The sequence below is a fragment of the Luteitalea pratensis genome (assembly GCF_001618865.1).
In the GTDB taxonomy this organism is placed as follows: Bacteria; Acidobacteriota; Vicinamibacteria; order Vicinamibacterales; family Vicinamibacteraceae; genus Luteitalea; species Luteitalea pratensis.
Genome location: NZ_CP015136.1, coordinates 3,246,972 through 3,259,433, shown reverse-complemented (window position 1 = coordinate 3,259,433; position 12,462 = coordinate 3,246,972). Strand labels below are relative to the sequence as shown.

The 12,462-nt window shown below is 65.8% G+C and carries 9 protein-coding genes; 5 read left to right on the top strand and 4 right to left on the bottom strand.

What is annotated here, in order from left to right:
- Nucleotides 1-425: 425 nt before the first annotated feature.
- Both LuPra_RS13380 and LuPra_RS13375 read right to left on the bottom strand, forming a co-directional pair.
- Nucleotides 426-641 (bottom strand): hypothetical protein, encoded by a 216-nt coding sequence (locus LuPra_RS13380; RefSeq protein WP_110171214.1) that lies wholly within the window; start codon nucleotides 639-641, stop codon nucleotides 426-428.
- Nucleotides 642-1,435: 794 nt separating this feature from the next.
- A complete protein-coding gene (locus LuPra_RS13375) occupies nucleotides 1,436-1,993 on the bottom strand; it encodes a hypothetical protein (RefSeq protein ID WP_157899132.1) in 558 nt (185 codons plus the stop codon).
- Nucleotides 1,994-2,740: 747 nt separating this feature from the next.
- On the opposite strand from LuPra_RS13375, the gene LuPra_RS32565 reads away from it, so the two are divergent.
- Together LuPra_RS32565 and LuPra_RS31880 are read left to right on the top strand one after the other, a co-directional pair.
- Entirely contained in the window at nucleotides 2,741-4,432 is a 1,692-nt protein-coding gene (locus LuPra_RS32565) for a TolB family protein (protein WP_162271381.1), read from the top strand.
- Between the two features lie 607 nt (nucleotides 4,433-5,039).
- Entirely contained in the window at nucleotides 5,040-5,267 is a 228-nt protein-coding gene (locus LuPra_RS31880; RefSeq protein WP_157899130.1) for a hypothetical protein, read from the top strand.
- 84 nt (nucleotides 5,268-5,351) lie between these two features.
- On the opposite strand, the gene LuPra_RS13365 is transcribed toward LuPra_RS31880, so the two are convergent.
- Nucleotides 5,352-5,876, bottom strand: coding sequence for an alpha/beta fold hydrolase (locus LuPra_RS13365; RefSeq protein ID WP_157899129.1), 525 nt, complete (start codon nucleotides 5,874-5,876; stop codon nucleotides 5,352-5,354).
- A 115-nt stretch (nucleotides 5,877-5,991) separates the two neighbouring features.
- On the bottom strand, nucleotides 5,992-6,939 hold the full coding sequence (locus LuPra_RS13360) for a hypothetical protein (RefSeq protein ID WP_110171210.1): 948 nt from the start codon (nucleotides 6,937-6,939) through the stop codon (nucleotides 5,992-5,994).
- A gap of 359 nt (nucleotides 6,940-7,298) precedes the next feature.
- Between LuPra_RS13360 and LuPra_RS13355 the strand changes: the two genes are divergently transcribed.
- The 3 genes from LuPra_RS13355 (at nucleotide 7,299) to LuPra_RS13345 (ending at nucleotide 12,194) form a co-directional block, all read left to right on the top strand.
- Nucleotides 7,299-7,865: a sigma-70 family RNA polymerase sigma factor gene (locus LuPra_RS13355; RefSeq protein WP_110171209.1), complete on the top strand. Its 567-nt coding sequence runs from the start codon at nucleotides 7,299-7,301 to the stop codon at nucleotides 7,863-7,865.
- Entirely contained in the window at nucleotides 7,862-10,804 is a 2,943-nt protein-coding gene (locus LuPra_RS13350; protein ID WP_162271380.1) for a protein kinase domain-containing protein, read from the top strand. The genes LuPra_RS13355 and LuPra_RS13350 overlap by 4 nt, the downstream gene beginning before the upstream one ends.
- A gap of 214 nt (nucleotides 10,805-11,018) precedes the next feature.
- Nucleotides 11,019-12,194, top strand: coding sequence for a vanadium-dependent haloperoxidase (locus tag LuPra_RS13345; RefSeq protein ID WP_162271379.1), 1,176 nt, complete (start codon nucleotides 11,019-11,021; stop codon nucleotides 12,192-12,194).
- Nucleotides 12,195-12,462 lie beyond the last annotated feature (268 nt).

Genomic DNA, 12,462 nt, shown 5'->3' with positions numbered 1-12,462 from the left:
TCCTGTCAGCCGTGCGCGGCGCTACTCCACTCGCCTGCCCCGCGCCCCCATTGATGAATGCGTGGGGGTATTTCTGGGGGTACGTTCCAATCTGGGGGTATCGATACCCTGGGGGTATCGGTGCCCGTCGTCCGTACGGTCCCGTCCTTCCTCACGATCAAGCGTACGAGAACGACTCGTACTTGTGGAACTCCCTCGAACGGGTACTTCTTACAAGCGCGCCCACTGCGGAAAGACCGCGGCCAAGCGGGCCATCGTCTCCACCTGTCCGAAGGTGTCAACCAGATCGGGCCAGCCGACAGCCAACACAATTCCGTCAGAGTGTTGGAACTCACGGTAGGGTCGAGCCTGCGTGCCCGTCATTTCGTCGAAGGGCGTTGGTGCATGGCTCACACTGGGCGCGCTCTTCGCCCAACCCCGGCACGTCACCGACTGATCGCAGACGACTCGGGTCTGCCAAGCTCGGTCATCCGGTTGAGGACACGGCACGCCAGGCACGCCTCGACCGCCCGGCCACCACGACTCCGGGCACGAAGGCGATCGCCGATGATGGACTTGTAGCGGAAGAAGGCGTTCTCGACGCGGGTCTGCCGATGGTAGCCAGAGGCCTTCTTCCAGTGGCGCCGGCCGAGCCTTTCCACGTCGGTGATCGTGCGATCGCGCGCACTCGAGCGAGGTCCGCGATACCTTCGCCGTCCTGGTCGACGGCACCACCACCTGCGCGTCGCGCGCGCCGGCGGCCTCGTAGAACGCGACCGTGTCCGAGGCCGCGTCAGCCGTGACGCTGGTCACGTCGCCAGCTGTCGCCCCAATCAGATGGATACCCACAGTCGCGTCGTCGACCGTCGCCTCGGTCAGCGGGTGCTCGACGATGACGCCGGAGCAGTCGACACCCAGATGGAGCTTCTTCCTCCAGCCTCGCGTGCCACGGTAGCCGTGTTTCGGCCGCCCACTCCCCTTCGCCCATCACTGAGAGGCCTGTGCTGTCGACGATCAGATGCAGCGGGTCTTGTGGCGAGGATGTTGTGTGCCGCGACGTCCAGCAACTGCCCCCCCCGTCGCGACAGCGTCGCGTGGTCCGGGGCCTCCAGACCGGCGCGCATCACGGTGAGGATCGACCGACGAAGCCCTCCGAGTGGAGGGGCAAGCGGAAGACGAGTCGGAGCGTTATAGCGTTGACACTCGATCGCCAGATTCGAAAACCGCGGCTGCGCGCCCGGTCGACGGGACGGCGGAACTTCCCCACGCAGCCCTGGCCTCTGCGGACAGCCACAGCGTCACGACGCCCCGACTGACAAGGGCATCAGCATTGGAATCATCAGACGATCATGCCGCGTGGGCGCCGATGCGCCAGCGGCTCCGGACCACCGATGAGAGGCCCCGCAGCCGTGCACCAACGCCGGCGCGCGGGAAGACCGTCGCAGCAACGGACAGCTCAGTTCAAACGGCTTCGGCGTCCAAACTGGCGCGCAGGCATTCTGTGCGATAGCAAGGCCCTGCTGGGCACCATCTGGTACAGGTACAAGTAGTCCTTCGCTCTCGTTAGGATCGCCACCAGTTCGTACAGGCAGTTCTCGTCAGTAAGCTTCCAATGAAACTCACGCACGGTGTTGGATCTCTCGTCGAGCGTCCAGATGCTGGAGGCGACGGCCCGTGAGTTGCAGCGCAGCTCCACACCCGCTTCGCGATTGTCGGCATCGAATGGCGTGACTACGGCGAAGTTCAATGTTACAGGCGGCTCGTACAGGCGCTGTTGCGCGAATACCACATCTAAAGGCAACGTCGCACGTACTGACAGCCCGCGCGCGGGTGCCGCCACGCTGATCACGTTGATGCTGGAATTGCCACGCCCGGGGTCCTGGGCGAACTCGACATCGCTCAGTACCAGCGAAGGATATTTCTCGCTCGACTGACCGGTCCCTGGAAGCGCAACGGGCGTTGCCAGATGAAGCGTCGCACTAACGGCGAGCTGCAGCCGGAGCATTCCGTTCATGAGAAGCCTCTTTTCCGACGGCCACGAGACGCACCGAGGAGGCCGCCGATTCGCCTCATGACGGGCCAGTTCCGCACACGCTGCAAGCCACGAAACGCCACGCGGGACGCCGTGGTGCTGTTTGGTGAGATTCGGTGTGTTTTGGGGTTTCGATCGACGTCACCGCACTCCACGCCGTGGCCCCGCCCACGCCCGCCGCACTGAAGCCTTGGTCAATGCCGTTGACCACGCCGACCCTCATCGCTACGATGGGTGACGTCCGGGAGCGATATGCCTGCCAACGGTTCGACCGATCCATCGGCGCGGCCCGACCATGAGTCAGTCCGACTCGAATCCTGGAAAGAGATCGCCGCTTACCTCAATCGAAGCGTCACGAGCGTGCAGCGTTGGGAGCAGGAAGAGGGACTCCCAGTGCATCGTCTGGTCCATGCCAAAGGCGGATCGGTCTACGCGCTCACTCATGAGCTCGACTTGTGGCGCAACCAGCGCGACGCGCTACGCCATTCCGAGGACGCGGTTCCTCTACGAGGAGAGACGCTCGAGCTGGAGTCCGGGCCGATCTTTTCTGCGCCGGCAGAATCGATCTCGGCCGAACGAGCACTGGATGCGCGTGTGCACCGGGAAAGACGAGGGTTTGTGGCTCGGTTGAGTCACAGGCCCTGGCTCGTCTCTCTGCTCGCACTCGTGACCCTCGCGGGTCTGGCCACTCTGCTCCCTTGGCCGGTGGCCTCTGCGAGAATTCTGTCGGTGCGGCCGTTGGTGGCCGACCTGGAGCGGTTCGGTGGACGGCTTCGAACCGGTGAGGCTTGCGACAATCCCTACGCGAACTGGTCATGGGCAAGCGATCACGAGCGCGTGTACTTTGCGATGCCGCGACCGCTCGGGCAGGGTGCCACAGACTCTTATGCGCTCCATGCGGTGCCCATCGCCGGAGGCGAGCCCGTGGAAATCCCCCTGCGCTTTCCCTACGAGGTTCGTATCCTTGACTACGTCCCCGAGCAATCAGCATTGCTAGTCACGGGCGCGTCAGAGCCGCGACCCATTCAGATCACCCCGAGTGAGCTGCCCCTCTGGCTGGTCTCGACCGCCGGCGCCGCGCCCCGACGAATACCGAACCTCCTCGGAAACTGGGGGGACGTTGCAGCAGATGGCAAGACGCTGGCGTTTCTTCGGCATTACCAGGAGGGTCGTTCTCGCCTGTTCCTCGCGCAGCTCGACGGATCGACTAGTAGGGATCTCGGTACTGTGCCGGCCGACGTCATCCGTCCGCGCTGGGCACCGGATGGATCGCGCCTCCGGTTCTTCCGCCGAGGTGCTTCGCGCAATGCCTTTGGAGATTCGATATGGGAGAGAGGCCTTGGACGTGGTGCGCCTCGCGCTCTCTGGCCGGGTTCACGCGGGGATTGGACGCCCGACGGACGCTACTTCGTCTATGACCGCGAAGACCCCGGTGCCTTTCGGCTGGATCTGTTCGCGCAACGTGAGCGGAACTGGCTCGACTTCCGCACAAAGACTCCCGAGCGGCTTACCGTCGGCCCAATGAGTTTCTGGGCGCCAGGTGTCAGCCGCGATGGCCGGCAACTGTTCGCGTTCGGTCGCCTCGGGCGGGGAGAAATGATGCGGCTCGATCCGAAGACCAAGGCGTTAGTCCCGGCGCTGGGCGGTGAGTCGGCGATCTATGTCGAGCCCTCACCAGACGGCGAGTGGCTGGTCTGGGTGCGCTACCCGGAAGGTACGCTGTGGAAGGGCCGGGCCGATGGCAGCCAGCGCCAGCCGTTGACGTCGAAGCCGCTGGAGGCACATCTTCCGCGGTGGTCGCCAGATGGGCAAACGATCGTCTTCGCCGGGCGGACGCCCGACGAGCCGCAGCTGGGGATCTATCGCGTCGCGGCTGATGGATCGGCCAACGAACTGCTCGTTCGCTCTCCGAAGCCCGCGGACAATTTCTGGGATCCATGCTGGCGGCGCGATGGGACGCTCGTCTTTAGCCTTGCGCTCTCGCGCCCCCCGCCCGGCATCTTGCAGCTCGATCCGAAAACGGGGCGTGTCACGGGGATGCCGGGTGCCGAGACGCTGCGTTGGCCCAAGTGCTCGCGCCAGGGTGACCTGCTGGCTGCGGCAGAACACCCGTCGGGGTTTCGGTACATGCTGCTTCGGCGTGATCGCACGCAGTGGGAAGACCTCGGCCCCATGAAGCTCGCATATCCGAACTGGACTCGAGACGGCGAGTCGATCTGCGGCGTCGACATCGCGACCGGGCGACTAGACTGCCTGTCCGTTGACTCCGGGCACGTCTCCACGCTGCTGGAGGCACCTCCGTTCGCCCTGTTGGCGTGGGTGGGGGCGCCGTGGATGGGACTGGACGCCGACAACAATCCACTGGTGGTCGCGGACCGCAGTTCGACAGCGCTATACGCATTCGATTGGGAGCAGCCGTAGGTTCATCGGAGCTGTTCTCATCCGTTCCCGCGCGAGTTGCCCAGCTACGTCCACGGACATTCTGCACTCTCGCGCGAGTTCTCGTCACTCTGGTCCCGGAAGAACGACTCCCGCCGCCGGCGCGGAGCCTAGCAAGGTTTGGTCGTCCACGGGTGCGACCGCCTAACCTCGACTGACGAGGGCACGTTCGTAGACCCGCCAATTTCCCACCCGATAGTGCGTCTTGTACGTGGGATGCACGCGCGACTTCATCGCACGATCATGCGGGCGTGCCGGTCGACGGCACCGGCTCCAACCGTCGACCCACGGACGGGAGGGTCCGCAGCAGCCGTGCACCAACGCCCGGCTGCGTGCACGGACATTCAGTACTTTCCTGCGCGAGTTCTCGTCATCCATGCGTGAGACGGAGCGTGGCATGTGACGGAACTGCCGGGCATGGTTCTGCCGTCATTGTGCGAACGCGACGAGTCCGTCGGCCGTGGCGCTTGCGCGGGACGCGCCGTGACGCCGGTGGCCGGCTCCGTGTCGGGTGTCTACAGCGTCGCATCGAGTATCGGGCACGTCCCGCATGGCGCCTGGTCTCGTGGCGCAACGGCACGAACCCCGCGTGGCGCGCGCGCTTCTACGCGGTCCGCGTCACGCGGGCCACGACTGGCGCGAATCCCGACGGCTCGCACCCGAGGTCTGGTTGCTGTGCGAGCGGGAACTCGGCGGCGGCGACCGCGACCGCTACTACCTCGTGCATCTGCCGGCCACGGCGTCGCTGCGCGCCCTCGTGCAGCTCGCGCACCCCGCTGAGGAGACCAGCCGCTCCAAAATATCTATAAGCTTTTAGTACTAACGGTCAGGTGCATGACGCACGCCGTCGCCGAGCACCAGTCGGTCGAACACCTCGATCGTGCGGCGACCATCCTGATGGTTACGCGAATCGCGCACGCACGACGTCATCCATGATCAACGATTTGTTGTAGAAGGCAGCCATCAGGCCGCGCTTCGTGCCAGCGAGGCTCGTCCAGGACAGCACTGCGATGCCACCTGCGCGCTCGCCCGGCCCACTCTTGGACGCGGCGCAAACGAATCCTTCCGACATCTCCGGATGATCGAGCGTGAACTGCACCGCAAGAGCACCGCCCATCACCGCCCCAACGATGGTCGCCTTTTGAATGCCCTTGAGACGAAGCAACTCGACGATGGCATCGGTCCACGTGTCCATCTTGTAGTCGAGCAGGGGCTTGGATGATCTGCCGGTTCCCAATATATCGATGGCCAGGAGGCGATAGTGAGCCGCCAGAGCCAGCATGTCCTGCGACCAGGCGTGAGAGTCCCAACCCAAATTCGACAGGAGCACGACTGCTCGACCTTGCCCTGCTTGCCCTGCTTCGTAGTACGCGACCTGCTGACCGAACACCGTAATGGTCTGTTGGGCGACAGCAAGCTGACCCATGATGGCCGGGCGATCATCATGAGCGGCTCGCGTGTGAGCTGTGAAGACAACGCCGCACAGACAACTGGCGAGAGTTCGTCGCATGCTCCTCCTCACGGAGCGTCGGGGGGCCACTTCAGCGCCCGCCCTGCCGAGTCGCAACGAAGGCAGTCGTCGGCAGCGACAGCACCGGCGATTCGCCGGTAAACGTATTTCCCACGAGGTCACCCTGATTGTTGATGCCGCTGATGGCGGTGTGCGTGGCTCCCGGAGCGTCGACGGTCTGCAGCACGCCGCGGGTCCACACGAACCCGTGCCATCCGGACGCGTCCTTGTAAGTGCCGGCGAGTGTTCCTGACTCGGTGATGGCAAACACGATGGTCGAAGTCGATCCGGGTACGTTCCACACCTCCCAGGTGCCGTCGGGATGTCGGATCAGCCCCGCAAATTCCGTCAAGGTCGGATCGCTCAGATAGCCGATCATCGTCCCCGCCTGGTTCCAGCCCAGGAGGACTGTCCCGAATGTGAGGTGGCCCACTGGGCCGGGATACTCCAGCTTAATGTACACGCCATCCGCGGACCGGACGAAGGAGTACAAAACGACGAAATCCTGGCTCGACCAGCCGACGCTGGCACCGTCCCGATTGAACTGCAGAATCGCGGTGATAGCGGCGCCCGGGAAACCGGCGAGTACGGTCGCGCTCCCATCGCGCTCTCCGATCACCGGCACAAGCCCGCCTGGCCCGAACCCCCAACCCGGCGTTCTGCCGTTCGTCGATGGGACCGTCGCCGCGAGCGAGCCCGGTATCGCGATTGCAATATCTGCGTTCGAGTCGTAGACGTAGCCTTGCAGCGCGGACCCGTCGGCGGCGATGAGCGCTGCACCAATGAAGCCACGGTCGTTGATGCCACCGGTCCCGGTGAGGCAGCCTGGGCATACCTCGAATGTGCGGAACTCGTCATGGGCGCCCGATGGCGCAGCCGCGACCTCCCACCTCGGGGCCACCTGCGCGTGCGCAGTTCCCGGGATCATCGAGCCGACGAGGACTCCAAAGGCAATCCGGCACACCACGTTGTTGCTCATTGCACCTCTCCTCGGGATGGGGCCTGTCTGACCTCAGCGGCCTTGCGGCTCTCGAGCGCGGTTTCGCGATCGCCCTCTCACGTCTCTAACGTGCAAATCGACGCCAAAGGGGGCCACGATACCGTCGGACCAACGCTGCCGATCAGCTTTTACCGGGGCGACTGCGTTGGCCGCCCAATATGCCCATTCACCGCTCGGCGCGTCCATGGCGAGCCGGGGACCGGCAGGCGGGCTGCAGACGGCCACTGTCATTGGCGAGTGTGAGGAGGTCGGTCTTCGCCCGGAACTCGATCCGGCCGCTATCCGGCGGGATGGCGTTAGAATCGACCTGCTACAAACAAGCGGCTTGGCTTCTTGTCATGTCCTCACACATCACCCGTTTGCTCGTGGCGTGGGGAGAGGGTGACCAGCACGCGCGAGACGAGCTGCTCGACGCGGTCTATGACGACCTGCGTCGTCTCGCGCACCATCACCTACGCCACGAACGGCCGGGGCATACGCTCCAAACCACCGCGATCGTCCACGACGCCTACCTGCAGCTGGTGGATCAGCGGTACGTGCGATGGCAGAGCCGCACGCATTTCTTCGCGATCGCCTCCCACCTCATCCGTCGCATCCTGGTGGCGCATGCACGGCGACGTTCCGCGGACAAGCGTGGGGGTGGTGCGATCAGAGTGGCACTCCATCCAGAGATGGCCGCCTCGCCGCCCAGAGACATCGCGCTTGTAGCGATGGACCGGGCGTTGGAGGCACTGGAGCAGGTTGATCCGCAGCAGAGTCACATCGTTGAGTTGCGCTTCTTCGGCGGGCTGACGGTCGAGGAGACCGCAGATGCCCTCGGCATCTCTCCTCGGACGGTCAAGCGTGACTGGCGCATGGCCAAGGCATGGCTGCAGCGCGCGCTCGAAACCGAGGGGGCGACATGAGCCCGGCTCGATGGCAGCGGGTGAAGAGTCTCTTCCACGAGGCCGCTGAGTACGCGCCGGGCGCGCGCGCGGATTTTCTCGATGAGGCGTGCGCGAATGACCCCGAGGTGCGGATCGAAGTCGAGTCGCTGCTCGCTCGTGACGCCTGCGGGCCCGGGTTGCTGAATTCGGAGCTCGACGTTGCCGAGTGGCTGGGACAGGAACGCAGTCGTCTGTTGCGCGAGGTGTTGGTCGAACGGGCGCGAAATAGCGGCGTCGACTTGCCCGAGAGCGCTGATAGCGTCCGCCAGAATGTGCCTCGAACAGCCGGTTCGTCAGGGCAATCCGCGGTCAGCCTGAAGGCGGGCGACGGCGTCGGGCCGTACCGCGTTCTAGACCTTCTCGGCGCGGGCGGCATGGGTCAGGTGTACAAGGCGGCCGATACGCGGCTGAATCGGCTGGTCGCGCTCAAGCTGCTCTCGCCGGTGGCGCTGGAACCCTCGCGCATTCATCGCTTCATGCGTGAGGCGCGCGCCGCGTCGGCGTTGAATCATCCGAACATCTGCACGGTCTACGACATCGGTGCGTATCACGGCGAGCCGTATCTCGTCATGGAATTGCTGGATGGGCAGACGCTCGACGCATTGATTGCCCGGGGACCGCTGACCGTCAATCGCGTCCTCGATCTGGGTCGACAGATCGTGCGCGGACTGCAAGCCGCTCACGCGGCGGGCATTGTCCATCGGGATATCAAGCCCGCGAATATCTTCGTGACGTCCACGGGTCAGGCCAAGATTCTCGACTTTGGCCTGGCAACAACCAGCGCGGCACCGTCTGACGACGCGTTGGACGACGCTGGACCGGCGACGCCGATCGACCCGCTGACCAGGCCAGGGTCGATCGCGGGTACGCCCGGTTACATGTCGCCGGAGCAGGCGCGCGGGCTGGGTTTGGATGCGAGGAGCGACCTCTTTTCGGTGGGCCTCGTCCTGCTCGAGATGGTCACCGGCAAAGCGCCGTCCGTCGAACGCGCTCTCGGACCGCCGCAGGATTGCCTGGCGGATCCCGTCGCCTCGCGGACGCAGGCTCGCGGTTTGCCGCGTGCGGTCCGCCGCGTGCTGCGCAAAGCCCTGGCGCACACCCCGGCAGACCGGCATCAAACCGCTGGTGAACTCCTCAACGACTTGGACCGAGTTTCGGCCGCACGCGCACGGCGGCCGTTCTACGCCACCGCCGCACTGCTCGGTCTGGCCGTTGTCGCCGCGGCCTCCCTGGTGACCTCACGCGAGCGCAGGTCCCCGTCGCTCGCACCCGAGTGGGTGCAGGTCACCAACTTCTCGGACTCCGCCACGGAACCCGCGCTGTCCGCCGACGGTCAGTTGTTGACGTTCCTCCGTGGGCCCCGGACGTTTTCGACTCTGGGGCAGGTGTACGTCATGCGCCTTCCGGATGGGGAACCGCGCGCGCTGACCGATGACAATCGGATGAAGATGTCGCCCGTCTTCTCTCCGGATACGCAGGAGATTGCGTACACCCGCATCGATGCCGCGTGGGGGTGGGACACGTGGCGGGTTCCGCTCTCCGGCGGCACGGCGGGACCGTTCGTTCTGAACGCCTCGGGCCTGAGCTGGATCTCACGGGACGCGCTGCTCTTCTCGGAGATAGGAAGAGGCATTCACATGTCGATCGTGACCAGCGACGACCAGCGTCGCTCACCGCGCAGCGTGTACCTCCCGCCGCGAACGGGCATGGCGCATCGCGCGTACCTGTCGCCCGACCGGCGCTGGGTCCTCGTGGCGGAGATGGAGGCATCGGTCTGGCTGCCCTGCCGCCTGGTCCCCTTCGACGGCCGTTCCCGGGGACGCGCTGTCGGCCCCCCGCGCGCCAGCTGCACGTCGGCGGCCTGGTCGCCCGACGGCCGGTGGATGTACCTCAGCGCCAATGCGGGCGGCGCCTTCCATCTCTGGCGGCAGGCGTTTCCCGATGGCACGCCGGAACAAATTACGGCCGGCCCCGCCGAAGAGGAGGGCATCGCGATGGCGCCGGACGGCCGCTCGCTGATTACGTCGGTCGGGACTGGCACCAGCACCATCTGGATGAAGGACCGACGTGGCGAACGTCCGCTGTCCGAGCAGGGGCACAGTTTCCTTCCGACGTTCTCACGCGATGGACGAACGGTCTACTACCTCGCGAACCAGCGCCCTGGCGCATCTCAGGCGACGCGCGGCGAGTTATGGGCGGTGAACGCGGACAACGGCGTGCGGCGGCGGCTGGCGTTGTCGGATGCGATCCTGAGGTACGCGGTCGATGCCGATTCGAACGAGGTGTACTTCGTGACGGTCGGCGACACGCTGAAGGCGACGCTCTGGCGGGCGGCCCTGGACGGACGCTCTGCACCTCGACAGATGGCCGATGACGTCGGGAAGAGCCTCGCTGTCACTGACGACGGCGTCTTGTTTCTCGCATACGAAGGCGCCAACACGTACGTGTTCGTCGGTCGGCGGGAGGGCACACCCGCACGCAAGGCACTCTCCAAGCCTGTCGTCTCGCTCGTCGCGGTGTCTCCAGACGGCCGGTGGCTCGTGGTGACCGATGACACCGCGGTCGGTAAGGTTCGCGCTCCGATCGTCCTGTATCCGCGTGGAGGCAGCGTGACGTCGAGAGCGCCGCTCTGCGGCGCGTGCTTCGTGAAGTGGGTCGGGGACGGGCGGTACCTGAGTGTCATCTTCTCAGGTTTCTCCGACGCCGAGCACCGTTCGACGTATCTGGTCCCCATCCCCGCGGGCGAGTTGTTGCCGCCGCTCTTTCGGCAGGGTCGGCTCGTCGAAGAAGCGGAGGTCGCCGCAACGCCGGGCGTCCGCGTCATTCGAGGCGCTGTCAGTTTCGGAGCCGACCTCGACACGTACGTGTACGCCAAGCTGGTGTCGCACCGTAACCTGTTTCGCATTCCCCTGGAGTGACAGACGCGCGCGGCCGGGCCAGTTCGTGGCCCTGTTTGACGGCAGATTGCACGTGATCCGTTTATGAGGCGGACCGACGCGATTGAGCGAACGCCTCGAGGAGGCGCTCGTGCAACTGCACACACGGCTCGTTCTGCGCACACACACCGGAGGCACGCGCGGACACACGTGCCGCTCCCCACGCTCCCGGGCAGCTACTCTGGCGATGGCGGTCATGCTTGCGACCATGGGGCCCACACCGGCACAGACGACGCAGCCGGTGGGAGCGGTTGGCGCTCAGCAACCGGAATCTGGCGTCGGCGCCGAGAGTACGACCTCCGTCCGCTGGAACCGGCTGGCGGCACGGCTGAGCGGCGAGTACGACACCCGGCGGCGCGCGACCGCGTCCGTGTCCGCACGGATGGCCATGACGATGCGTCTGTACGTGACGCTGAGCGCGTCGCAGTACGAAGCCACAATGGCGGTGGGCGCCGCCCCGGGCGCCTCACTCGACACAGCCGTCGCGACGGCCTCGGCAGGGGTCCTGGCGGCCCTGATGCCAGACGCTGACGCGAGACGCGCCATCGATGCGGCGCTCGCCGCCGACGTGGAGGCGTGCACGCGGCACGAAGCCACTGGCGCCATCGATGTCGGACAACGAATTGGACGAGAGGCGGCAGCGAGGCTGCTGGCGTGGATCGCGAGTGATGGCCTCGACGCCGAGTGGCACGGCACGACGCCGACCGAACCCGGCATGTGGCAGAGTGCGCCGGGCGTCGAGCCCATTGGAGCCGCCTGGCCGAAGGCCCGACCCTGGGTGATGATGCGAATCGATCAGTTCCGGCCCCCTCCCCCACCGGCGTACGAGTCGGCGCAGTTCCGCGACGCGCTCGACGAAGTCGTGGCGATTGGCCGCCAGCGGACGCCGGAGCAGGCCGACGTTGCGCGGAAGTGGGTCACGCCGGGCTTCGTGCGCTGGAATGCCTTCACAACGGACGCGATCGACCGGCGTCGTGTCAGCAGCGGCGATGCGTCACGCATCCTGGCGATCTTGAATATCGCGTTGATCGACGCGTCACTGGCCTGCTGGGAGGCGAAGTACCACTACTGGTTCATGCGTCCGTCCCAGCGAAATCCGGCGGCGTCGTTTCCAGAAGGCATGGGGTTGCCGAACCACCCGTCGTATCCGTCCGGCCACGCATGTGGCGCCGGCGCGGCCGAGACGGCCATCGGCGCGCTGTTGCCGGAGGACGCGGCCGAAGCGTCGAGGATGGCGGCCGAAGGCGCGGAGTCGCGCCTGTATGCCGGCGTCCACTATCGGTTCGACAACGACATTGGGCTGGCCCTCGGACGGACCGTCGCGCGCGCCGTGCTCGACGCCGACCGTCAGGGCAGGCTGCGTCGTTGGTGAAGCGCTGCGCGGCTGGAAGACCACCAGTCCCCGGCCCTGTCTGTTTCGATGGAGCTCTGACATGCGCTTGATCCCGCCCGGTTGGCTGCTGGTCCTTCCTAACCTGATCGTTGTGAGTCTGGTCGGTCTCATGGCGCCTGTGACGGCCCAGGTCGGCATGCCCCAGCGCGCGCGTGGAGGCATGGTCGCCTCGGATCAATCGATCGCCTCCGAAGTCGGCGCACAGGTCATGCGGCGCGGCGGGAACGCCGGCGAAAATCCAACACCC

Excerpts from the sequence above, each read along its gene's own strand:
- LuPra_RS13375 (WP_157899132.1), bottom strand. The coding sequence starts at position 1,993 with ATGAACGGAATGCTCCGGCTGCAGCTCGCCGTTAGTGCGACGCTTCAT.
- LuPra_RS13365 (WP_157899129.1), bottom strand. The coding sequence starts at position 5,876 with ATGGGTCAGCTTGCTGTCGCCCAACAGACCATTACGGTGTTCGGTCAG.
- LuPra_RS13360 (WP_110171210.1), bottom strand. The coding sequence starts at position 6,939 with ATGAGCAACAACGTGGTGTGCCGGATTGCCTTTGGAGTCCTCGTCGGC.
- LuPra_RS13355 (WP_110171209.1), top strand. The coding sequence starts at position 7,299 with ATGTCCTCACACATCACCCGTTTGCTCGTGGCGTGGGGAGAGGGTGAC.
- LuPra_RS13350 (WP_162271380.1), top strand. The coding sequence starts at position 7,862 with ATGAGCCCGGCTCGATGGCAGCGGGTGAAGAGTCTCTTCCACGAGGCC.
- LuPra_RS13345 (WP_162271379.1), top strand. The coding sequence starts at position 11,019 with ATGCTTGCGACCATGGGGCCCACACCGGCACAGACGACGCAGCCGGTG.